This window comes from Bifidobacterium thermacidophilum subsp. thermacidophilum DSM 15837 (genome assembly GCF_000426425.1).
GTDB classification, from domain to species: domain Bacteria; phylum Actinomycetota; class Actinomycetes; order Actinomycetales; family Bifidobacteriaceae; genus Bifidobacterium; species Bifidobacterium thermacidophilum.
The window spans coordinates 347,425-371,665 of sequence record NZ_AUFI01000006.1; the positions used below are offsets into that span (position 1 = coordinate 347,425).

The window sequence follows — 24,241 nt, forward strand, 5'->3', positions numbered from 1 at the left end:
GCCTTCCGGCACAGGGCTGGAGCACAGACGGCTGGGGTCGACGGGATTGGTATGCAGACGTGCACAGCACGTGCAATGGCAATACGGTAACGAGGATGATTTATGGCACAAGATCCACAGGATCAGTTCCCTGCGGCGCAGACCGCGGTGGAGGAGTATCACGATATCGAGCGGCAGATGGCGCAGCCTCAAGTCGCCTCCGACCCTGACAAGATCCGCAAGCTGGGCCGTCGCCATGCCGAACTCGGCACCATCGTCGCCGCATACGCCAAATACCGTCAGATATTCGACGATCTCGAAGCAGCCAAGGAGATGGCGTCCGCGGACGAGGATTTCGCCGCTGAAGCGAAGCGTCTGGAAGCCGAACTGCCGAAGGCCGAGGAAGCGCTGCGCACCGCGCTGATCCCGCGCGATCCGGACGACGCCCGCGATGTGATCATGGAAATCAAAGCCGGCACCGGCGGTGAGGAAGCCGCCCTCTTCGCCGGCGATCTGCTGCGCATGTACCTCAGGTATGCCGAAAAGCGCGGCTGGACCACCACCATCCAAAGCGAGAACACCACTGAACTCGGCGGCGTCAAGGACGTCCAGCTCGCCATCCGCGCGAAAGGCACCCCTGCACCGGAGGACGGCGTCTGGGCGAGTCTCAAATACGAGGGCGGCGTGCATCGCGTGCAGCGCATCCCCGTCACCGAATCGCAGGGGCGCATCCAGACTTCGGCGGCCGGTGTCATCGTTTTCCCGGAGGCGGATGACGACGATGACGAAATCGAAATCGATCCGAAAGACTTGAAGATTGACATCTTCATGAGCTCCGGCCCCGGCGGCCAATCGGTGAACACCACGTATTCCGCGGTGCGCATGACCCATATCCCCACCGGCATCGTCGTGAGCATGCAGGACGAGAAGTCGCAGATCCAGAACCGCCAGGCCGCGCTACGTGTCCTGAAATCCCGCCTGCTGGCCATGAAGCACGAACAGGAAGCCGCCGAAGCTGCCGATATGCGCCACTCCCAGGTCCGTTCGCTGGACCGTTCCGAGCGCATCCGCACCTACAACTTCCCGGAGAACCGCATCGTCGATCATCGCACGAATTACAAGGCGTACAACCTCGACCAGGTGCTGGACGGCGATCTGCAAGCGGTAATCGACAGCGACATTCAGGCCGACGAGGCCGCGCGTCTCGAACAGCAGAAGCATCAAGGCGCGAACGCGGCCTGACCTGTACACTCGTATGGCGGTATGACGACATGACGGTTTGGCGACATGATGACCAGACGGCCATGCGGCATGACCCACATGACCAGCATCGCCGTCATGACCGCCAATCGCCGGGTATGGTCCAATCGAAGGGAGTTCTATCGCGCATGGGCATCGAAACACTCAGGCAAATGCTGGCCGAAGCGACCGACAGGCTCAAGGATGCGGGCATCGAAACCGCCCGGTACGACGCCCGATTGTTGTTCGCCGAAGCTTGCGACACCAGCCCTCGCGACATTGACAAAGCCCTGCTCATGGGCGACGGATTCGAAGCCAGCGACCGTCAGCTCGCCGACTTCCGCTCGATGATGGACCGTCGCGCTTCGCGTGAACCGTTGCAATATATTGTCGGTCATGTCCCGTTCCGCTACCTCGATTTGCAGGTCGGACCGGGTGTGTTCATCCCCCGTCAGGAAACCGAAGTCGTAGTGCAGACAGGCATCGATTGGCTGACCCGCGAAGGCCTGTACGCCCCGAAAGTCGTGGATTTGTGTGCGGGCAGCGGTGCGATCGGCCTGTCCATCGTCACCGAAGTGCGCGGTGCCGAAGTGTGGGCTGTGGAGAAGTACCCGGAGACGCTCGCGTGGACGAAACGCAACGCCAAACTGGTCGCAGGCAACGATCCCGCGGCCGGCTACAACTATCACCTCCAGGCCGGGGACGCCACGGATACGACCACATTGGCCGCGCTGGACGGTTCGGTCGATCTTGTGGTCACCAATCCGCCATACGTGCCGATGTCCCAGCCCCCGCAACAACCCGAGGTGCGTGATTACGATCCGCAGGCGGCGTTGTACGGCGGTTCGGCTGACGGCACGCTTATTCCGGAGCGGATTGTCCGCCGGTCCGCGGCCCTGTTACGCAAAGGCGGCGCGCTGGTGCTTGAGCATGACATTACCCAGGCCGACCGGATGCTCACCTATGCGCTGTCGAACGGCTTTTCGCAGGCGCGCACCGGCTTGGATTACACGTCACGGCCACGGTATCTGTTCGCAATCAAGTGATGCCGCCCGGCACTTCGCGTCCTGCGGCCCGAGCGCACGCCGGCCGGCACGTCGGGACGCGATGGTGCAATAGTGGTGAAACAATCGGAGGTTTTATGGGCGAGGTATGCACAGTCGATGACGGGTCCATTGCGCGGGCGGCGCAGATTATCAAGGATGGCGGGGTTATCGTCATCCCCACGGACACCGTGTACGGTATCGCCTGCGATCCGTTCAATAGCAAGGCCATCGACCGGATTTACCAACTCAAGCGGCGTCCAAGGTACAAGGCGTTGCAAGTGATCATGGCCGATGCCGACAATGTGGAGGATTTGGGCCTGTACCTTCCGGCCCCCTTGAACCGTCTCGCCGCGGCCTTCCTTCCGGGGGCGTTTTCGCCGATTGTCGTTGCCGATCAGGATTGCCGGTTGAAGACGATTCGCCATGAATCCGATGGACATGCGACACAGGCGATCCGCGTGCCGAATTCCGCGCTGTCCTTGCGTATCCTGCGTGCGACCGGCCCGGTGGCGGCCTCCAGCGCGAACCGGTCCGGCGATGAAAGCGCCCAGACCGTTAACGAGGCCGTCGCCGCGTTCGGCGACCAGGTCGATCTGTATCTTGACGGCGGCCCAACCCAAGGCCATATTGCCAGTACGGTGGTCGCGGCCGACCCGACGAAACGCGACGGCATCAACGTCTTGCGCGAAGGCGTCATCCATCAGGCGGCGATTCGCGAAGCCCTGCACATCAACGGCGGGGGATTGGGCGCATGAGGGTCTACCTGTTCATCGCCGCGGTCGCCGGGGGAGCCACGTGGCTGATCACCCCGCTGATTCGCCATATCGCCATTCATATCGGCGCGGTCGGCAGGGTTCGCGCACGTGACGTGCACACCATCCCGACCCCACGCATGGGCGGCTTGGGCATGCTGGTAGGATTCGTGGTCGCCATGCTGTTCGCCAGCCGCATCCCGTTCATTTCCGGCTTGTTTACAGCGAATCATCAGGCTTGGGTGGTGATGATCGGCGCGATTTTGATCTGCCTGCTCGGCATGGCCGATGACCTGTGGGATTTGGACTGGATGCTCAAACTCGCCGGTCAGCTGCTCATCTCGGTGTTCGTGGCGTGGGGTGGCCTGCAGATTATCTCGCTGCCACTCGGGTCCTTGGTCACCGCGTCCCCAACGCTGTCGATGGCCATGACCGCATTCCTGATTGTCGCGTCCATCAACGCGGTGAATTTCGTGGATGGCCTGGACGGGCTTGCCGCCGGCATTGTCGCCATCGGCGGTATCGCGTTCGGCTTGTATTCGTATATTCTCGCGCGCTCGTCACCCAGTTACGCGTCGATGGCCACGCTCATCGATGTCGCGTTGGTCGGGGTCTGTATCGGCTTCCTGCTGCACAACTGGCATCCTGCGAAACTGTTCATGGGCGATTCCGGCTCGATGCTGCTCGGCTATCTGATCACCTGCGCGTCGATTGTGATGACCGGGCATTTGGATCCGGCTTCGTTGCACACGAGCGTGTATGTCCCGGTATTCATGCCGATTTTGCTGCCGATTCTCGTGCTGTTCCTGCCGGTGCTGGACATGTGTCTGGCCATTGTGCGGCGTTTGAGCAAAGGCCAGTCGCCGATGCACCCCGACCGCATGCATTTGCATCACCGGATGCTCAAAATCGGCCATTCCGTCCAAGGGGCGGTGCTGATTCTGTGGGGTTGGGCCGCGCTGATTTCCTTCGGGTCGGTCACCATCCTGTTCTTCCCGGTCAGATATGTGGTGATTGGCTTCCTTGTCGCCGCGGCGGTGCTGACCGTGCTCACCATGTTGCCGTATCTGCGCAGGAGGATTCCGGAGATTATGGAGGAGGACGCCGCGTATTCGAAGCACCATGCCGCCCAGCATGTGTGTCCGCAGTCGGGGCGGGGCGCCGATCGGCCGACTTCCGAGGCCGGGAATGAATCGCGGGATGCGGAAAAGGACGCGGATCGTCCGTCGCAAGCGTGATCGGGCCTGTCTACCAGCAGGCGGATGCGGGATTGCGGCGCGAGCCCACGGTCCATGTCTTGCACCGCTGCGCTCGAAAAGCTCGTAATGACGCCCATTTCGGCCGTTCGCGTGTCGCAAGTCAGGTCACGACCTTATAGTGTGGTTATGGCTTCAAATTTTGATACGCAAGCGCAAGCATATGCTCCCGTCCCTCCGATTTTCGCCAAGCTCGGCCTCGCGTATGACGATGTGCTGCTGCTCCCGAACGAGACGGATGTGATTCCGTCTGAAGTTGACACCACCACCCACCTCACCCGTGAAATCACCATGAAGACCCCGGCGATTTCCGCGGCCATGGATACCGTCACCGAATCCGACATGGCTATCGCCATGGCCCGCAACGGTGGTATCGGCGTGCTCCACCGCAACCTGTCCATCGACGATCAGGCCGCTCAGGTTGATATCGTCAAGCGCAGCGAATCCGGCATGATCACCGACCCGCTGACCGTGAACCCGGAAGTCTCGCTCGCCGACCTTGACAAGCTGTGCGGCAAGTTCCACATCTCCGGCCTGCCGGTCGTGGACAAGGACAACAAGCTCGTCGGCATCATCACCAACCGCGATATGCGGTTCATTCCCTCCGAGGATTACGACCGTCTCGAGGTCAAGGACGTCATGACCAAGGACCACCTGATCACCGGTCCGTCCAACATCTCCAAGGAAGACGCGCATCGTCTGCTCGCCAAGTACAAGGTCGAGAAGCTGCCGCTCGTGGACAATGAGGGCCATCTGACCGGTCTGATCACCGTTAAGGACTTCGTGAAGACCGAGCAGTACCCGGACGCCACCAAGGACGACCAGGGCCGTCTGCGCGTGGCCGCAGGCATCGGTTTCTTCGGTGATGCCTGGCAGCGTGCCTCCGCCCTTATGGAGGCCGGTGTTGATGCGCTCGTCGTGGACACCGCCAACGGCGAAGCCCGTCTGGCACTCGACATGATTCGTCGCCTCAAGGCCGACAAGGCGTTCAACGGCGTGCAGATCATCGGCGGCAACATCGCCACCCGCGAAGGCGCCCAGGCCATGATTGACGCCGGCGCGGACGCGGTCAAGGTCGGTGTCGGCCCGGGCTCCATCTGCACCACCCGCGTGGTCGCCGGTGTCGGCGTCCCGCAGCTGACGGCTGTCTATGAGGCCACCCAGGCGTGCAAGGCCGCGGGCGTCCCGTGCATCGCCGACGGTGGCATCCACTATTCCGGCGATATCGCCAAGGCGCTGGTCGCCGGAGCGAGCACCGTCATGCTTGGCGGCGTGCTCGCAGGCTGCGAGGAAGCCCCGGGCGAGAAGGTCCTGCTGCATGGTAAGCAGTACAAGCTGTATCGCGGCATGGGCTCGCTGGGCGCAATGGCCCCGCGCGGCAAGAAGTCCTACTCCAAGGACCGCTACTTCCAGGCCGATGTCGCCAGCAACGACAAGGTCGTGCCGGAAGGCGTCGAAGGCGAAGTCCCGTACCGCGGACCGCTCAACGCCGTGCTCTACCAGCTGATCGGCGGCCTGCACCAGTCGATGTTCTACGTCGGCGCGCACAACATCAAGGAACTGCAGGAGCGTGGCCGCTTCATCCGCATCACCGACGCTGGCTTGCGTGAATCCCATCCGCACGACATCGTTATGACCGCGGAAGCGCCGAACTACTCCGGCTTCCACAACAACTGATGTCCTGACAGCCCCGCGGGCGTGATTCCGCGGATTGCTGCCGGATTGCAAGGCGGCCGCCCTGTTGCCAGTGCATCAGAGCGGCCGCCTTCTTGGTACTACCGACGAAAGAGACCAACGAAAGAAACCAGCGAAAGACGTCTGCCCGCCACACTGATAGGCTGCACACGTCATCGTCATGATTGAGAGAAGAAGGGTATGGTCACCAAAGACTTCTGGGTACTACTCGCCATGGTGTTGTATTTCATCGCCATGCTGTCCATCGGATTCGCCTATTCGAAACGTTCGAACTCCTCGGCGAAGCAGTATTTCGCCGGCGGTCGCGGTGTCGGCCCGTGGTTGACGGCCCTGAGCGCCGAAGCCTCCGACATGAGCGGCTGGCTGCTCATGGGTCTGCCCGGTCTGGCCTACTTCACCGGCGCCGCAGACGCCATGTGGACGGCGATCGGCTTGGCAATCGGCACATATCTCAACTGGCGGCTGGTGGCCCGGCGTCTGCGGCGATATTCGGTAGTTGCGGGCGACGCCATCACCGTGCCGGATTTCTTCTCCAAGCGCTTCCATGACAAGAAGAACGTCATCTCCACCATCGCAGCGCTGATTATCCTTATCTTCTTCTGCGTGTACGTGGGCAGCTGCTTCGTGACGGTCGGCAAGCTGTTCTCCACCCTGTTCGGCTGGGATTACCATCTGACGATGGTCGTCGGCGCGGCCGTCGTGTTCGCCTACACACTGATCGGCGGCTACCTGTCCGTGGTCGTCACCGACTTCATCCAGGGCATGCTCATGTTCTTCGCGCTCGCCGTCGTGTTCATCGGCTCAATTGTCTCGGTCGGTGGCGTGGACAACACCGTGACCTTCCTGCGCGGCATTCCGGGCTTCCTCGACAGCACGCATCTGGCCACCCCGGTGCTCAACTCCATGGGCGAACAGATTGTGCGCGACGGTAAGGCGGTCTTCGGCGCGCCCACCGATTACGGCATCATCACTATCATCTCCATGCTCGCCTGGGGCCTGGGATACTTCGGTATGCCGCAGGTGCTTGTGCGCTTCCTGTCGATCCGCAGCTCCGAGGAGATCCGCAAATCGAGGATCATCGCCACCACATGGTGCGTGATCTCGCTCGCATGCGGCGTGTGCATCGGTCTGGCGGGACGTGCGATGATGCCCACCCAGTTCGGCACGCAGGCCGCCGCCGAAAACATCTTCATCGTCATCGCCCAGGCGCTGCTGCCGAGCTTCCTGTGCGGCATCGTGGTCTCCGGCATCTTCGCCGCCTCCATGAGCTCCTCCTCCTCATATCTGATCATCGGCGCGAGCGCGGTGGGCGAGAACATCTACCGCGGCGTCATCAACCGCAAGGCCACCGACAAGCAGGTGATGATGGTGGCGCGCACCACGCTGCTGGTCATGTTCCTGTTTGGCATTTTCGTGGCCTTCGACCAAAACTCCTCGATTTTCCAGGTCGTTTCCTACGCGTGGGCGGGGCTCGGCGCGTCCTTCGGCCCGCTGATGCTCCTGTCCCTGTACTGGCGCCGCACGAACAAGTACGGTGCCATCGCCGGCATGCTCGGCGGCACTGCCACGGTGCTCATCTGGCACAATCTCATCAAACCGCTCGGCGGTGTCTTCGCCATCTACGAGCTGCTGCCCGCGTTCATCATCTCGCTGCTGCTCATCGTCGTCGTCTCGCTGCTCACCCCGGCGCCCGAAGATTCGGTGCTGTACGAATTCGACCACTATCTCGACGATCCCGCCGACCGCAAGGTCGATGACGATCTGGTCGCAGCCGAAATCCAAGCCGCTGAGGAACGTTCGCAGATCTGAGACGCGATGCTTCTCCCACCCCCGCGGTAACCTGAGAGGTCCGGTCCGCGGGGGTTCGCATGCCGCCGAAGTCGGACATGACCGTTGATACATGAGGAAAGAGGCACCATGGTAGACGCACATGACGCAGAGACCTATACCGCGCAAGATTCGCGCATGATCTGGATTGATTGCGAGATGACCGGACTGGATATCTTCCACGACGAGCTGTGCGAAGTGTCCGTCGTCCCCACCGATTTCGACCTCAACGTGCTCGACGAGGGCGTGGATTATGTCGTCAAGCCGTCCGACGCGGCTGTCGCCCATATGAATGATTTCGTGCGCGCCATGCACACCCGTTCAGGCCTGATCAACGAATGGGAGCACGGGCTGAGCCTTGAGGAAGCCGAACGCAAGGTGACCGAGTATGTCGCGCGGTTCACCCCAGACGGGGTCAAGCCGCTGCTTGCCGGCAATTCCGTTGGCTCCGACAAGAAATTCCTCGACCGCTACATGCCCGGCCTCATGGAGCACCTGCACTACCGGGTCATCGACGTGAGCACCATCAAGGAGCTCGCCCGCCGCTGGTATCCGGACGTCTACCGCAACCGTCCGGCGAAGAACGGCGGCCACCGTGCGCTCGCCGATATCATCGAATCCATTGACGAGCTGCGCTACTACCGCGATCTGCTCTTCGTCCCGGCCCCAGGCCCGGATGCCGAGGCGGCTAAGGCTGGCGCTCGCCACATCGAGGCGACCAGTCTGCTGCGCACGTACGAGAAGAACGGCAACGCCCTCGAGTAACGTCAGGGAGGCCGTCATTTGACTGCTGACGGCCGCTTTTCCCGCTACAGCTCGGCCGATTGCCGCACCGCACGAAGCCGGCACTGAACCGGCTTGTTGCCGGCGACCATACCGGTATGAAACCGGTACGTTGCCGGCACTGAACCGATACGCTGCCGGCCCGCTATTCGCGAATCAGAATGCTGAAAGGATCCAGGCATGAACGCGACACCATGGACTCAATCCACGCCGCTTCCCAGTGATATCGCGATGGTCGTCGCCGATATGGACGGCACATTACTGGACGGCGACAGCCGGATTCCTGAGGGATTCTGGCCGCTTCTCGCACGCTTGCAACGCGCTGGCATTGAATTCGTCCCGGCGAGCGGGCGACAGATTTTCACGCTGCGTGACATGTTCGGCGACGCCATGCCGACCGGCTCGTTCATCGCCGAGAACGGCAATCTTGTGGTCGCACGGGGTCGCACCACCGGTGTGACCGCGCTGCCTGCCCATGCGGTGGCACAAATGATCGGCCTGTTGGTGGGCGCTGACCTGCCTCAAGGCCATGATGTCGGCATGGTGGTGTGCGGCGAGCACAGCGCGTATACCAACCGCAAAGACACACCGTTCGTGGACGAATGCCGCAAGTACTACCACCGTCTCGCCTTCCTCGACGACCTGCATGAAGCGGTGATGGGGCCGCACGCCGACCGGATTCTCAAGGTGGCGGTATTCGATTTCGGCGATGTGCGTGTGCCCGCTGACACCCTGTTCGCCCCGCTGCGCGACTGCTATCAGGTGGTCGTTTCCGGAGCGCATTGGGTGGACATCATGGACGCGCACACCGACAAGCGCCGCGGGGTCGTGGCCTTGCAAGAACAGCTGGGTATTACGCCCGCACAGACCATGGTATTCGGCGATTATCTCAATGATTTGCAGATGCTGGGGGCGGGGGAGTGGTCCTTCGCGATGGCCAACGCCTACCCGGATTTGCTGCGCGAGGCGCGGTATATCGCCCCGGCGAACACCGAGTATGGCGTACTGCGCGTCATCGATGCCATGCTCCGGCAGCGGGAAAGCCAAAGGAGACACGCCGATGCTGCAAACTGACGCATTGAGGATTCTGGATGCCGGCGCCAGCGTGTTCCTCACCGGCGCCCCGGGGGCCGGTAAAACCTATGTACTCAACGAATTCGTCAAACAGGCCAGGGCGCGCGGGGCGTCCGTGGCGGTTACGGCGTCCACCGGCATTGCGGCGACGCATCTGAACGGGCAGACCATCCACTCGTGGAGCGGTGTCGGCGTCGCCGAGGCGATGACTGACAGCCTGCTCAAACAGATCAAGACGCGTCGTGGCAAGCGTATCCGCGCGACCGACATCCTCGTTATCGACGAAATCTCCATGATGCACGCCTGGCTGTTCGACATGGTCGATCAGGCATGCCGCGCGGTCAGGCGCAATCCAGAGCCGTTCGGAGGACTACAGGTCGTCATGTCCGGCGACCCGTTCCAGCTGCCCCCGGTCGCCCATGCCAAGCGGGACCGCGAACTTGTCGTTCCGCCGCCGGAAATGGTCGCCATGCGTGAGCGGTATGAGCGGGCAGGGCGCAATCCGGAGGGTTTTGTCACGGAATCGTTGGTATGGCCGGAACTCAACCCTGTTGTGTGTTATCTGACCGAACAGCATCGTCAGGATTCCGGCCAGCTGCTTGACGTGCTCACCGACATCAGGCGCGGGGCGGTCAGCGATGCCGATCGCGCGGCGTTGGACGCCCGCATTGGCGTCGAGCCGGCCGAGGACGATGTCGCCGTCTATCTGTTCCCCAACAACCGGCAGACCGACGAGCTCAACGACCGCAAGCTCGCGCAGATCGACAGCCGCGAGCACGTCTACGAAGCTCAGGCCTCGGGCCCGGTACAGCTGGTCAAACGGCTCAAAAGCACCATGCTCGCCCCCGAACTGTTGACCCTCAAGATCGGGGCCGCGGTCATGGCCCTGCGCAACGACACCAACCAGCAGTATGTCAATGGTTCGCTCGGCACGGTGGTCGATTTCGTCGCCAATCGTGACGGTGACGAGTACCCGATGGTCCGTTTCGACAACGGGCATACCGTCATCATGCAACCGGCCGCATGGGAGATGATGGACGGCGAGACGGTACTCGCCTCGGTCAAGCAGGTGCCGCTGCGCTGCGCATGGGCGATCACCATCCACAAATCGCAGGGCATGACCCTCGACCGCGCGCGCATGGATTTGCGCAGGACCTTCGCGCCCGGCATGGGCTATGTGGCCCTCTCCCGCGTCGAATCCATGGAGGGGCTGTACCTGGACGGCATCAACGATCGCGCGTTCCTCGTCTCCCCGCAGGCGGTGGGGCTTGACGGCATTCTGCGTGACCGTTCGCACATGGCCGAGCATGACCTTGCCGAGCATGGCGAGGATGCCTTCCGTGACAAGGGCGAGGAGCCTCTAGAGGACGAATTCATGCAGGGCGGATTGTTCTAGACGGGGTTGCAGACGGACAATCAATCTTCCCCGGGCTTCCCGTGTGAGGTTTTCTCGCGTGTGGATTCTCGCGTCACGGCGATGAGCAGGCTACACTGGAAGTATCGGATGCGTCCGGCTCGCAGGAGAGGCGGACGCCATCGCAAGGAGGTTCGCCATGAAGAAATCAACCGTAGTATCTGTCATCGGCCTGTTGACCATGTTCGTCGCATTCGTCCTGTTCCAGACATGGCCGCTCGTGCTGTTCGGCACTGTGAAACTCACGGATGTCCTCACCTTGGTCGGCGGTCTCATGTTTATCATCCCGGTATATCTTGATTCCGTGAAGCGCAAGCGCGCCGACAACGCTCCGAACCCCGTGGTGTGGTCGACCTTGCCGCCGATCGGCATGGCCGTGGTCTGTGTCGGCATCCTCATGCCGAACAGCCTGACCTTCTTCCACCTGTTCTCCCTGCCGGACGTGTTCTATCTGGTCGGATGCCTCATGATGCTGCCGATTTTCCTCTACCCGATGTCCGGTCTGGAACGTGCGGAACTTGAGGAAACCGTCGAGGAAGAGGTTGACGAGGCGGCGAACAGTACCGCGGCCGGCGGCAAGAAGCGCGACTAGCCGTCTATTCGCGCCGAGGTGTTGTCAGCCGTCTTCGCTGGCATTGCCACCCCAATGTCCCATAACGCGAATACCTTGGGATTCATGAGTTCCAAAGCACTTCGTATGTCTACGCTGTTCCTGCGCACGCTGCGCGAGGATCCTGCCGATGCGGATGTTGATTCCGCGAAACTGCTGCAACGCGCCGGGTACATCCGCAAAGCCGCTCCAGGCATCTGGACGTGGCTGCCGCTCGGCCTGCGCGTCCTCGATAAGATCGAGGGCATCATCCGTGAGGAAATCAACGGTATCGGAGCCCAGGAAGTGCATTTCCCGGCCCTGCTGCCCCGCGAACCGTACGAGGCGACCCACCGCTGGGAAGAGTACGGCGAAAACATCTTCCGCTTGAAGGACCGCCATGGTGCGGATTATCTGCTGGCCCCCACGCATGAGGAGATGTTCACTCTGCTGGTCAAGGACATGTACTCCTCGTACAAGGACCTGCCGGTGACGCTCTACCAGATTCAGACCAAGTACCGCGACGAGTTCCGCCCGCGCGCCGGCCTGATTCGCGGCCGTGAGTTCATCATGAAGGACGCTTACTCCTTCACCGTTGACGAGGAGGGCATGCGCAAGGCCTACATGGACGAGCGCGGCGCCTACGAGCGCATCTTCACCCGCCTTGATTTGAAGTATGTCCCGGTGTTCGCCATGTCCGGCCCGATGGGCGGATCTGCGTCCGAGGAGTTCCTTGCCCCGATGCCGATTGGCGAGGACACCTTCGCGCTTGCCCCGTCCGGCAAGGCTTGGAACGTAGAGGCGCTGACCACGCCGGAACCGCCGGTCGAGGATTATTCCGACACTCCTGCCGCCGAAAAGGTCCCAACCCCTGATGCGATGAGCATTGACAATATGGTCGCGCGCGCCAATGAGGACCATCCGCGCAGCGACGGCCGTCAGTGGCAGGCGAGTGACATCCTGAAGAATGTGGTCATCGCCGTCAAACACCCTGAGGATGCCGACCACGATAAGCCGTGGCGCGAACTCGTGGTTGTCGGTGTGCCCGGCGATCGCGTTGTCGATATGAAGCGTCTGGAAGCCCAGTTCACCCCCGCCGAGATTGAGGAAGCGACCGAGGATGACTTGAAGGCACATCCGGAGCTGGTCCGCGGCTATATCGGGCCGATGGCCCTTGGCCCGCAGGCTGCGGCGCGCGGTGTCGAGCACCCTATTCGCTATTTCGTTGACGCGCATATCGCCCACGGTTCTGCGTGGTTCACCGGCGCCGACGAACATGAAGTCGACTACTACAACCTCGTGTATGGCCGTGATTTCACCGCCGACGGCACGGTCGAGGCCGTCGAGGTCTGCCATGGCGATATGAGCCCGGACGGTTCCGGCCCGCTGAGTTTCGAACGCGGCGTGGAAATCGGTCAGGTCTTCCAGCTTGGTCTCAAGTATTCCAACGCGCTTGGCCTGAAGGTCCTCGATCAGAACGGCAAAGCCGTCCCGGTGTGGATGGGCTGCTACGGCATCGGCGTCAGCCGTGTGCTCGCGTGCGTCGCCGAAACCCATCATGACGACAAGGGTCTGGCCTGGCCTGCGGTCATCGCCCCGGCCCAGGTGCATGTCCTCGCCACCGGCAAGAACGCCGAGGCCTTCGACGCCGCCGAAAAGCTGGTCGCCGAACTTGAAGATCGTGGCATCGAAGTGCTGTATGACGACCGCAAGAAGGTCTCCCCGGGCGTTAAGTTCAAGGATGCCGAGCTGATTGGCGTGCCGCTGGTCGCTGTCGTCGGCCGTGACACGGTCAACAACGGCACGATCGAGGTCCGCGACCGTGACGGTTCGAACTCCGAGGCTGTCGCCGTCGATGCGGCTGCGCAGACCATCGCCGATCGTCTTGCCGCATTGCTTGGCAAGTAGAGGCCGGGTATCGCACAGACAACGTACGGCAAGAGTACGGCATGATGTGATTCGTCTTCCGTGCGTGTGCGCGCAGATATGATTCAACCTGTGGCGGGCGTCATCTGAGTAAGGTGACGCCCGCCACTGCGTGTGGGCGCCGCGGGATTTACGGGATTCGCAGGATTCATGCGATTTGCGGGCGCTGCGGGATTCGTCGGGATTCGTACGGGATTTGTGGAATTCATTGGATTCGCTGGGTTTGTCGGATCGGCGTCCTCGCCTGAACGACTGTTCTCGGCGGCTTCCAGCCGAGCGACTTTCCTGAAAACCTCATTACGCCGACGACATGTGCGCGTTAGGCTGCTGGCGCCACTACCCAAACCGGTTACGGTGGGACGGCGGGGACCCCGCCAATGTTGCTGGGGTGTGTGGCATCTCAACCTGATTGCGAGCGGCGGCGCCGAAGGCATTCCCAGCCGACGTTCTCGTTCAAACCGGCTGTCCTTATGACTCGTAACACATCGACAGACGCGAAGCAACACCGGTATCATGAGTTATCCACATTCCGCCGTTTCTCACTTTTCCTTGATATTCTGCGGATTGCGATAGCTGAATGCATCTTTTGACCACATTTTCCGATTGGCTGGCGCAGTACCCATGCCATCCGGAAGAATGAATAGTACCGCAGACGCGACGGTGACATCCTGCAATACGACAGGCTTCTCTCCTCGCTCCAATCTCCAGTTGTGTGGTAGGACGTGTCCCCGTCGCGGCTGCAGTCCACATATCGCAGTCATGGATTCGCAATCATGAGGGGGAAAGCAATGGTGCAGCAAGGTCTGATAACCATCAATGGATACGCCGGTTCCGACCCGGTCAATTTCGGTAAGGATGTGCCCGCCTGTTCGTTCAGGATCGGGTGTACTCGCCGCTATTTCGACAACTCCGCAAAGGAATGGAGGGACCGCCCGACCATATGGATTACGGTCAAGGCGTTCCGTTCGCTGGCGCGCAATGTGCTGGCTAGCGTGCATAAAGGCGATCCGATCATCGTGTCGGGCACGTTGGCGAATGAGCAGTGGGAACGCGATGGCGAAACCCATTCCAGAACGGTCATCGAAGCGGCTTCCATCGGCCATGATCTTGGACTTGGGGTATCGCAGTTCACCAAGCAGAAATCAGGATTTGCGTCCGGGGCACCGGCGCCTGGGACGTCGACGCAACCGCAGGAACAGCAGCAGCCGCAGGGACAACCGCAAATGCAGCAGGCTTCCATGTCAGGTGCGCCTAATCAGGGAGCCGTGTCTCCGGAAGCCTCCGCCGGGCAAAACCAAGGGGGTCTTCCGTGCGACCCATTCGCTGAGACGCAACAGCACCAAGCGGCTGAGGGTGAAGCATATCCCATGCCCGAAGATGATGAGAACCCTCCTGAGGAGGTATTTTGACCAGGGGCGGCTTGAAATCGGGCAAACAAAAATGGCCACGAAGACATGTAGGAGTCTTCGTGGCCACGTGGTGGGGAGGAATACTGCCGGCTGGTCATATCCGCGACACGACGGAATATGGCGGCGGTGCATGGTCCGGCGGCTGCAATCGTGCGCCCTATCGGCACACAGGTGGCATCACCAGATGCGTACCCGCTTGTCGGGGTCGAGCCACATCGCGTCCTCGGGCTGCACGTTGAACGCCGTGTAGAACAAATCGACATTGCGCACGATGCCATTGGTACGGAATTCTGCGGGGGAGTGGGGGTCGATTTGCAGGTACTGCTCAGCGAGTTCGTCGCGCTGCTTGGTCCGCCAAATCGAGGCGTAGCTCAGGAAGAAACGCTGAAGCCCTGTGAAACCGTCGATGACGGGCGCGGTGCCGAGTGCTGCCTTGATGGCGTCGGTGGAGCCGTCCTCCGGTTTGCCGGCAGCGGCGTCGAGGGCGAAGGCGTATGCCTTGAGCGCGATATTCACGCCGCCCAGGTCGCCGATGTTCTCACCAATGGTCAGCGCGCCGTTGACGTGTGGGGCTTTGTCCGGCTCGTCGGCGTACTTCTCGACGAGCTGGCTCGGCACGAAACCGTTGTACTGCTCGATGAGCGCCTTGGTCCGCTGCTCGAAGTGTTCACGGTCCTCGTCGGTCCACCAGTTGTTGAGTTTGCCGTCGCCGTCGTACTGGCTGCCCTGGTCATCGAAGCCATGGCCGATTTCATGGCCGATGACGGCGCCGATGCCACCGTAGTTCGCAGCGTCATCGGCTTCGGGATTAAAGAAAGGAGGCTGCAGAATTGCTGCCGGGAACACGATGACATTTAGTGACGGCTCATAATAGGCGTTGACTGTCTGCGGATTCATCAGCCACTCATCACGGTCCACAGGCTTGCCGGCCTTGGACAGTTGATATCCGTTCTCGTACAGGGACGCGGCACGCATATTGTCCACAAGTCCGGCGTCATCGCGTACGTCAAGGGCGGCGTAGTCACGCCAATGACTGGTGTACCCGATTTTCGCGGTGAACTTTGAGAGCTTTTCCAATGCCTTGCCCTTGGTCGCTTCGCTCAGCCAGTCGCTGGTGCTGATGGACACGCGATAGGCGTCAATCAGATTCCCGACGAGCTGTTCCATGCGCTGCTTGGAGCTTTCAGGGAAGTGACGTTTGACGTATTCGCGCCCGACGTCCTCACCGCACACGCCGTTGACCAGCGAAACGCCGCGCTTCCACCGGTCACGCTGCTGTTTGGCTCCGGAGAGCACCTTGCCATAGAACGCGAAATTCGTCTCGTCGAACTCATGGCTGAGCATGCCCGCCCATCCGATGATGGTGTGGACGCGTGCCCACAGCTTGAGGTCATCCAAGTCGCTTGCCGCCCAGAATGCGTCAAGCCCGGACAGGAAGCTCGGTTCATGTACGATCGTATGTTGCACAATCGCCTTGAAATCAAGCGGTTGCGCCTTGCCTGTCGGCGTCGCGTCGTATGCCGTCTGCCATGCGTCCACCCAATCGGATAGGCCGAAATGCTCCAGCGACTCGCTCAATGCCGCGTAATCAGTGGGATTGTAGGTTTTCTGCGAATCCCTTGTGGCCACGTTGTCCCAATGGTGCGAAGCGATGACGGTCTCAACCTCAAGGACGCGCTTCGCCTGTTCTTCGGATTCCAGCTCGTCGCCGTACCCGGCCTGGCGCAGTTGCTTGGCGACCATCGCCACATACTGTTCGCGGACCGGGGCGTAATGATCCTCGCGGTAGTACGCCTCATCCGGCAAGCCGATGCCCGCCTGTTCGATGTGTACGATGTTATGCTCGGGGTCTCCCGGGTCACCATATATCGCCATCGCGAACAGGTCCGGTCCCCCGGTCGGGTTCAACGAGCCGAGCACGCGGGTGAGCGCGGTCTTATCCGCGGCATGGTCGATGGCATCAAGATCGGGGCGAATCGGCTCAATGCCAGCGGCGTCCACGGCATCGGTGTCGCAGAACGCGCGGTAGAGGGCACGGGACTTCGTCGCGGGACAATCGTCATCCTCAAGGATGTCGCGAATCTGGCTTTCGGCGTTCTCTGCGAGCTTGTCGAAGGAACCATAGCGAGAACGATCATCGGGAAGACGATAGGTGTCGATCCAAGGCCCGTTCACGTAACGGAACAGGTCGTCGGCGGGCTTGATAACGGAGGAAAAAGAGGCCGGGTCAAGGCCGGAAACCAAAGCTTTGCTCATAGCTTCACCCTAGCCAGATTCGGTGACAATCCGGCATTGTTCCGTCGGCGGTACTGGGCGGGTGGAGCAGCCGACCCGCAGAGCGCGGGCACGGGCGCAAGAAATCGGACAATACTGCGCATGTCGTTGCCCTACAAGGCCATCGTACGCGAATACAATACGAAATGTAGGCAAAATCCGGTGCCTGTAAGGAAAGGAGTAGTCATGACTGATCAGAATATGAATCAGAATCCTTATGGACCGTATGCCAACAACCCCAACCCGAACGCGGGCCAGAATCCTGAATCCGACGACGGGAACCAGTATTCGTTCAACCCGTTCCGTCTGGTCGAGGAGATGCTGCCGCAGCGTGCGAAGAACACCATCCGCGGAGCCTATGGGCTGATTGGCATCGTCGCCGTCATCCTCGGTGTCGCGTTGCTGGTATGGCCGGGCAAGACCCTGCTCGTCGCGGCCATCGCGCTGGGCGTATTCTTCGTTGTCGCCGGCGTGGTGCGTATCGTCAGCGCCATTGTCGAACTCGGTCTGCCCGCCGGATGGCGTGTGCTTGATATCATCGTCGGCCTGCTGCTGACCATTGGCGGCGTCATCATGTTCAAGTACACGGCGTTGTCCGCGCAGACCCTGCTTATCGTCATCACCTTGACCGTCGGCATCTGCTGGATCGTCGAAGGCATTATGGCACTGACCGAGTCATGGATGCTGCCGAAGCAGGGATGGGCGATCTTCTACGCGATCATCTCGATTATCGCGGGCATCGCAATCCTGTTCTGGCCGGGGCCGTCGGCGTTGACGCTGATGATTTTCGGCGGCATCACGCTCATCGTGCTCGGTATCAGCGCAATCGTGCGTGCGTTCACCTTCGGCAAACCCAGCAAGCGCTGAACGTAGCTGAAGAACAGTCATCGGAACGAGCGGGCCGCCTGCCGCAACTGACAGGCGGCCCGTTGCGTTCCAGCCAACGGTTCGCCGTCTGGTGTCAAGGCAACGGCTTGCTTTGTAAGCCGCACGAAGTAGGGTTGCAATTATGATCGAACTGAAAACACCTCAGGAAATCGAAGCAATGAAGCCTGCCGGCCATTTTGTCGGCAGCATTCTCAAGGAACTGCGCGCCCAGACCGGCGTGGGAACCAATCTGCTTGACATCGACGATTATGTCCGCCGCCGCATCGAAAGCCGTAAGGGTGCAGAATCCTGCTACGTGGATTACGCCCCGGACTTTGGCACTGGCCCGTTCAAGCATTACATCTGCATTTCTGTCAACGATGCCGTGCTGCATGGCGTCCCTTATGATTATGACCTGAAAGACGGCGATCTGGTCAGCCTCGACCTGGCGATAAGCGTCGACGGGTGGGTCGGCGACTCCGCCATCAGCTTTGTGGTCGGCAAGAACAAGGATCCCGAGGACTTGCGCCTGATCAAATGCACTGAGGATGCGCTCGCCGCCGGCATCGCGCAAGCTCAGCCGGGCAACCGTCTCGGTGATATCTCTGCAGCCATCGGCGATGTTGCGCACGAGCAGGGCTACACCGTGAACCTCGAGTTCGGCGGCCACGGCGTGGGTCATATCATGCACGGCGATCCGCACGTCGCCAACGATGGCAAAGCGCATCACGGCTACAAGCTGCGCCCAGGGCTGGTCATCGCGATCGAACCGTGGTTCATGAAGACCACCGACGAGATCTACCAGGATCCGAAGGACGGCTGGACGCTGCGTTCCGCCGATGGTTCGCGCGGCGCGCACACCGAGCACACCATCGCCATCACCGAGAACGGTCCGGTGATTCTCACCGCTCGTGACGAGTGATACAAGGTTGCAGCGATGCGGCGCAAGGTCGTCTGCGTAAGGTTGGCGTAGGGTCTGTGCAAAGCCGACGCAAAGCCGAAACGGTGTCAACGCAACGCTAGGCTACGCTACGCATGTCTGCGCATCGCTGATTGACTGACAGGGGTGGGCCGTTCGCGACGTCCCACCCCTGCGGTGTTTCATCGCTGCATGGTGTCCATCGCAATATTGCAATCCGCCGGATTTGCGGAATTCTCAAGGGTAATTCGGTTATTCACCGCCCTCGCCTTACGCCCCAATCCGCAGAATCTGTGAAATTCTCATGGTCGGCGCAAACCGTGAAATCAGCTCGTTTTGCTGAAACCACGCGGCGATTGCGATGAGAAAGTGACCGTTGTGCAAGACAGCGCGAGCATGGTCTTGGCGCGGTCTGTTATGATGAACACACTCCAGCGCGCGCATATGTGACCGCCGTTGCGTTATCGGCAGCATTGTGTCGTCGGCGTTTGAGACGTTCGAGGCGTCCGAACCATTCAAGACAGCTTGAACGATGCCGATTGGCGGGTGCGCACGTATCCAACAGAAAGGGGAGCTGATGGCGACAGCCGAGTTGGAGATCGATTCCGAACAGTACGATCTGCCGCTGGTCAGAGCGACCTCGGGTCCGGACGGCATCGTTGTGTCCAATTTGCGCAACGACGGGTGGGTCACGCTTGACCCCGGTTTCCTGACGACCGCGCAATGTGAATCAAAAATCACGTTCATCGACGGCAACAACTCGATTCTGCGCTACCGAGGCTACCCGATTGAGCAGCTGTGCGAAAAGTCCGATTTTCTTGAAGTCGCCTGGTTGCTACGTCACGGTGAACTGCCCACCCGCCAGCAGTACGAAAAGTTCTGCTCCGACATCAACCATCGCACCATGGTCGGCGAGGATTTCCGCACCTTCATGGGGTCGTTCCCGCGCACTTCGCACCCGATGAGCGTGCTCGCCTCCGCCATCAACGCGCTCGCCGCATTCTACCCTGACACTACGGATGTCAACGATTCCGATCAGCTTGACGAAGCGGCCGAAATCATCATGGCGAAGGCGCGGACCATCGTCAGCTACATCTTCCGTCGCCGTCGCGATGAGCCCATGCTCTATCCGGACGTCTCTCGCGGCTATGTCGACGATTTCCTGCGCATGTGCTTTGCCGTGCCATACGAGCCGTTCGAATCCGACCAGCTGTATGTGCACGCGCTCGGCCGTCTGCTCATCATCCATGCCGACCATGAACAGAATTGCTCGACCTCCGTGGTGCGCATCGCGGGCAGCGCGCACGCGAACCTGTATTCCGCAGTCGCCGCGGGTGTCAACGCGCTGTCCGGTCCGTTGCATGGCGGCGCGAACGAGGCGGTGCTGCGCCAGCTCAAAGCCATCCGCGATTCGGGCAAGACCGTCAAGGAATTCGTCGAATGGTCCAAGGACAACGGCAAGCGCATCGCCGGGCTCGGCCATCGCGTCTACAAGTCGTACGACCCGCGCGCGGCCATCGCAAAGTCGTATCTGACGAAAATTATGGAGCATGAAGCGACGTCGAAGCTTCCGAAGGACGAGCGTGCGCTGTTCGACGTGGCTACGGAACTTGAGCAGATCGCGTTGAATGACGAGTATTTCGTCTCGCGCCACCTGTACCCGAACGTCGACTTCTACACCGGGTTAATTTACCGCGCGATTGGTTTCGACCCGGCCATGTTCACGACGCTGTTCGCGCTCGGCCGCATCCCTGGCTGGATTGCGCAGTACCGCGAAATGCTGGACGACCCGATGACCAAGATTGGCCGGCCGCGCCAGGTGTATACGGGTGAGGCGAAGCGCGATTATGTTCCGATGGATCAGCGCTGATTTGGGCTGATGGCGTTGACTTGGTTAGCTCCGTTGGCGGCGTTTCGGGTCGGATAGTGCCGAAGGCTTGAGCGTACCAGTGGCATCGATGGTCTTTGACGCTGATGGCGCTGATGATGTGATGGCTGACGGCGTTGCTGATGCTGGTGCGTTGGCCGACGACTTTGGCTGACGGCGCGTTGATGGTGCCGGTTCGTTGGCTGACGACGTTGGCCGATTGCGACGGCCGTTGACGTTGCTGGTGCCGGTGGTTGGCCGATCGCGAGTCCGATGACGGCGTTTCTGGTGCCGAGGGTGCCGTTGGTCTCACAGATGGTGTCGAAGGGCTGAGAATACCGATGGTCTGGGGAAGTGGGATTGCTTGTCTCTGGTATCTCTCTGGTATCTTCGTCCTGGCGCAATCGTGTCAGCAACATAGAAACACTGACGAGCGCAGTCTTCCCATGGCGGGGTAGATTCCCGTTGACCGTGCCGATGACGGGCGCCGCACAACCTGTATCGCGGCGCCCGTTGTTGTTTGACTGTGTTGGATTGCGCTTCGCCCAGCCCTCGTGCGTCGTGATTGCCCTGTCGTGATTGCCCGTGTCGTGATCACCCGTGTCGTGTGATCGCCCGCATCTGTGCAAGCCGCCCTATGCGCTCATCCTCACGTTGGTTGTGAGTGGTGACTCACAATCGGTTGTGTTCTGTCGTGTCGGTGTGTGGATGAGCGTCGTCAACGTGTTTGGTTGTGAGTGGTGACTCACAACCAAACATATGGAATCCCGTCAGACGGTAGATTGCTGATGTCCTGATTCTTGGTTGTGAGCGAGGACTCACAGCCAAGGGAGTGGGGCGCTGTCAGGCTGTTGATTGTTGCCGCCTTGATTGTTGGTTGTGAGTTGGGACTCACAACCAAGGGGTTAGACAGCGTCCTTCAGTAGGCGCTTTTCTATTCGTGTTGTCGATTGTGAGTGGCGACTCACAACCAGAACAGAGGTGCGGTCAGTGCCTCTCAAATGCGTGGCGTTTGCCAGCGTGTTGTGAGCCACCACTCACAACCAACATGGGAGAAGGACAAATGACCTTGATGGGCTTGAATTCGCCGAGCTTGCAGTTGATTAATCCCCGGTCGGTGAATGTTCCGATTCATCAAGATCTCGATTATCCGAGACCTAGCCGTGCGAGTCTAACCCTGCCTTGGGCTCTGCCGGTTCGGACTCCAGCCGACTAGAACCCAAGACGCGCGGTTTCGCCCAATCTGAGTCCCGACCTGACCGAGCCCGTTGGAATCAATAGCACATCATCAGAGACAATACGCGGAATCCGCCGCTCATACTCCAAAAACGAGCGTGAATACCAAAGCGACGATCGCGATTCCGCCCTGCTTCAGAATAATCCACGGACTGCTGGTATAACTGCCATATGCGGCGACGGCGATGATGTATCCCAAGAGCCATGCGACCGCTGCTTGCGAGTGGTATGCGAACAGCGCAATCAGCAACAGGACACCGATCAGCAGGTTATACACCCCCTGGTTGCGGAACAGCGTTGTCACAGAATCGCGCGATAGTTCCTCGTGCGTCATGCCGAACACGCGCCCCGTCGAGGACGATGTAGTCGCGATGGTCTCCAAATAGAAGATGTACATGAATTCAAGAGATACCAAGGTCACAAGGACCATGCTGACAATGTGCATGACACTACTTCTTTTTCTTTCTTCTGTTTCTCACGATTGCGTGTGGGGCGGACCGTAGATAACGCTCGACATCCGCATCACTGCAGATGGCTTGACGTTCGCCGACGGTCGCATCAGAAAACGGGGCAAACGAAAGGTAATACAGGTTATACCATTCATCTGCCCCGCAATTCCGAGATATTCGTCAGTTCTTGTGCAGCTTCTCGTTGAGCGCAATGCCGACCTTGCGGTAGCGCGCCTCGATGCGGCCGCTGACCGAATTGCGGATGAAGAGGATGTTGTTCTTGCCGCTCAAGTCCGAACCCTTGACCACGTCGAGCGGTTCGCCGGCGGCGACCTTCGCCTTGTCGTATACGGTCACCTTGGTGCCGGCGGTTACGTATAGGCCCGCTTCGACCACGCAGTTATCGCCCAGGGAGATGCCGATGCCCGCGTTGGCTCCGAGCAGCGAATGCTCGCCAATCGAGTTGCGCAGCTTGCCACCGCCTGACAGCGTGCCCATGATTGAAGCGCCGCCGCCGATATCCGAGCCGTTGCCGACCACGACGCCCTGCGAAATGCGGCCTTCAACCATGGAAACGCCGAGCGTGCCAGCGTTGAAGTTCACGAAGCCCTCGTGCATGACTGTCGTGCCCTCCGACAGGAAGGCGCCGAGGCGCACACGGTCGGCGTTGCCGATGCGCACGCCGGTCGGGACCACATAGTCGACCATACGCGGCATCTTGTCGACGAGCATGACTTCGACGTTGGCACTGGGGGCGCCGTTGACGGCGTGTGCTGCGGCCGCCTGCACATCCATCTTGCGCAGGGCGAAATCTTCGATCGCGAACGGGCCGTAGTTTGTCCAGACGACGTTCGTGAGCACTTCGAAGATGCCGTCAAGATTGATGGTGTTCGGCTTTGCCAGGCGCATGCTCAACAGGTGCAGACGCAGATAGGCGTCGGCAGCATCCGTGGGGGCTGCGTCCAAATCGCTTACGGTGAAGATCGGGATGCGTCGTACCCCGCGTGCGTCGGCTTGTTCGCGGACGAGAGCGTCGAACCCGTGTGCCGGGCGGTCGGCTGGTGATGGAACGGGGCCGAGGGTAAGTTTCGGATACCACACGTCGAGCGTGGCGCCGGCGGCGTCGATGCTTGCCAGTCCCCATCCCCATGCGGTGCGTTGGTCTGCCATGATATTCTCCTGCTTTCTGGCGCTTTGAGGCGCCAATGTCCTAGAGGTTTGCGATGTCCTGAAGGTGCGCGTTATCCATGGTGCGCTTACTGGCGAGTATATTACGGTTCGCGGGTTATCGACAGGCGGATTCCGGTGCGCGAGTTGCGTTGTGGTGATGGGGTGGGCGGTGGTGTCTGGCCGAGCGGTGTTTGTCGTGGTGGTGTTTGGCGGTTGATGGTGCCGTCCTGATTGTTGGTTGTGAGTGGTGGCTCACAATCAGTAAGTGGAGTGGTTGCATCTGTAGTCGTTTGGGGCGCCCCTGTTGTTGGTTGTGAGTGGCCGCTCACAATGTGGGTGTGTTGGGTCCCGTTCTGCTGCGGTTCTGCTCGTTCATGCTGTTGGTTGTGAGTGGCAGCACGCAATCGGTTGCGTTCTTGTACGTCGAGTACACGGAGGGAAGTCATCAAGGTGTTTCGTTGTGAGTGGTG

Annotated in this window: 18 protein-coding genes; 15 read left to right on the forward strand and 3 right to left on the reverse strand. The window is 60.5% G+C overall.

The features are described 5' to 3' along the window. Positions 1-102 precede the first annotated feature (102 nt). From prfA to K315_RS0101945, 12 genes are all read left to right on the forward strand, one after another. Complete coding sequence (prfA, locus tag K315_RS0101890) at positions 103-1,221, forward strand: peptide chain release factor 1 (RefSeq protein ID WP_029575933.1); 1,119 nt, start codon at positions 103-105, stop codon at positions 1,219-1,221. 146 nt (positions 1,222-1,367) lie between these two features. After that, positions 1,368-2,264: a peptide chain release factor N(5)-glutamine methyltransferase gene (gene prmC / locus K315_RS0101895; protein ID WP_044085745.1), complete on the forward strand. Its 897-nt coding sequence runs from the start codon at positions 1,368-1,370 to the stop codon at positions 2,262-2,264. Positions 2,265-2,359: 95 nt separating this feature from the next. Beyond that, complete coding sequence (locus K315_RS0101900) at positions 2,360-3,019, forward strand: L-threonylcarbamoyladenylate synthase (protein WP_029575935.1); 660 nt, start codon at positions 2,360-2,362, stop codon at positions 3,017-3,019. After that, positions 3,016-4,254: an MraY family glycosyltransferase gene (locus K315_RS0101905; protein ID WP_029575936.1), complete on the forward strand. Its 1,239-nt coding sequence runs from the start codon at positions 3,016-3,018 to the stop codon at positions 4,252-4,254. The genes K315_RS0101900 and K315_RS0101905 overlap by 4 nt, the downstream gene beginning before the upstream one ends. A 147-nt stretch (positions 4,255-4,401) precedes the next feature. Continuing rightward, on the forward strand, positions 4,402-5,949 hold the full coding sequence (gene guaB, locus K315_RS0101910; protein WP_029575937.1) for an IMP dehydrogenase: 1,548 nt from the start codon (positions 4,402-4,404) through the stop codon (positions 5,947-5,949). 198 nt (positions 5,950-6,147) lie between these two features. Then, on the forward strand, positions 6,148-7,776 hold the full coding sequence (locus K315_RS0101915; protein ID WP_029575938.1) for a sodium/proline symporter: 1,629 nt from the start codon (positions 6,148-6,150) through the stop codon (positions 7,774-7,776). 108 nt (positions 7,777-7,884) lie between these two features. Further along, complete coding sequence (orn, locus tag K315_RS0101920) at positions 7,885-8,559, forward strand: oligoribonuclease (RefSeq protein WP_015450816.1); 675 nt, start codon at positions 7,885-7,887, stop codon at positions 8,557-8,559. 198 nt (positions 8,560-8,757) lie between these two features. After that, positions 8,758-9,651: a Cof-type HAD-IIB family hydrolase gene (locus K315_RS0101925; RefSeq protein WP_029575939.1), complete on the forward strand. Its 894-nt coding sequence runs from the start codon at positions 8,758-8,760 to the stop codon at positions 9,649-9,651. Then, positions 9,638-11,047, forward strand: coding sequence for a PIF1 family DEAD/DEAH box helicase (locus K315_RS0101930; RefSeq protein ID WP_029575940.1), 1,410 nt, complete (start codon positions 9,638-9,640; stop codon positions 11,045-11,047). Before K315_RS0101925 ends, K315_RS0101930 begins: the two co-directional genes overlap by 14 nt. A gap of 157 nt (positions 11,048-11,204) precedes the next feature. Then, positions 11,205-11,657 carry a hypothetical protein gene (locus tag K315_RS0101935; protein ID WP_029575941.1) on the forward strand — a complete coding sequence of 151 codons (453 nt, stop codon included), beginning with the start codon at positions 11,205-11,207 and terminating at the stop codon, positions 11,655-11,657. An 84-nt stretch (positions 11,658-11,741) separates the two neighbouring features. Continuing rightward, a complete protein-coding gene (locus K315_RS0101940; RefSeq protein WP_029575942.1) occupies positions 11,742-13,562 on the forward strand; it encodes a proline--tRNA ligase in 1,821 nt (606 codons plus the stop codon). Positions 13,563-14,353: 791 nt separating this feature from the next. Next, on the forward strand, positions 14,354-14,989 hold the full coding sequence (locus K315_RS0101945; RefSeq protein WP_081666352.1) for a single-stranded DNA-binding protein: 636 nt from the start codon (positions 14,354-14,356) through the stop codon (positions 14,987-14,989). Positions 14,990-15,166: 177 nt separating this feature from the next. Here the strand turns inward: K315_RS0101945 and K315_RS0101950 are convergent, their stop codons facing one another. Next, positions 15,167-17,245 carry a M13 family metallopeptidase gene (locus K315_RS0101950; protein ID WP_029575944.1) on the reverse strand — a complete coding sequence of 693 codons (2,079 nt, stop codon included), beginning with the start codon at positions 17,243-17,245 and terminating at the stop codon, positions 15,167-15,169. Between the two features lie 204 nt (positions 17,246-17,449). Between K315_RS0101950 and K315_RS0101955 the strand changes: the two genes are divergently transcribed. The 3 genes from K315_RS0101955 to K315_RS0101965 all read left to right on the forward strand — a co-directional run bounded on the left by K315_RS0101955 (position 17,450) and on the right by K315_RS0101965 (position 20,919). Continuing rightward, positions 17,450-18,130 carry an HdeD family acid-resistance protein gene (locus K315_RS0101955; RefSeq protein ID WP_029575945.1) on the forward strand — a complete coding sequence of 227 codons (681 nt, stop codon included), beginning with the start codon at positions 17,450-17,452 and terminating at the stop codon, positions 18,128-18,130. A 142-nt stretch (positions 18,131-18,272) separates the two neighbouring features. After that, the gene (gene map / locus K315_RS0101960) at positions 18,273-19,052 is read left to right on the forward strand and encodes a type I methionyl aminopeptidase (RefSeq protein WP_015450800.1); all 780 of its coding nucleotides are present in this window, start codon (positions 18,273-18,275) and stop codon (positions 19,050-19,052) included. 574 nt (positions 19,053-19,626) lie between these two features. Further along, positions 19,627-20,919 carry a citrate synthase gene (locus K315_RS0101965; RefSeq protein WP_029575946.1) on the forward strand — a complete coding sequence of 431 codons (1,293 nt, stop codon included), beginning with the start codon at positions 19,627-19,629 and terminating at the stop codon, positions 20,917-20,919. A 1,312-nt stretch (positions 20,920-22,231) separates the two neighbouring features. Here the strand turns inward: K315_RS0101965 and K315_RS0101975 are convergent. Both K315_RS0101975 and dapD read right to left on the reverse strand, forming a co-directional pair. After that, entirely contained in the window at positions 22,232-22,597 is a 366-nt protein-coding gene (locus tag K315_RS0101975; protein ID WP_015450798.1) for a DUF1304 domain-containing protein, read from the reverse strand. Positions 22,598-22,781: 184 nt separating this feature from the next. Continuing rightward, positions 22,782-23,771: a 2,3,4,5-tetrahydropyridine-2,6-dicarboxylate N-succinyltransferase gene (dapD, locus tag K315_RS0101980; protein WP_029575947.1), complete on the reverse strand. Its 990-nt coding sequence runs from the start codon at positions 23,769-23,771 to the stop codon at positions 22,782-22,784. Between the last annotated feature and the right edge of the window lie 470 nt (positions 23,772-24,241).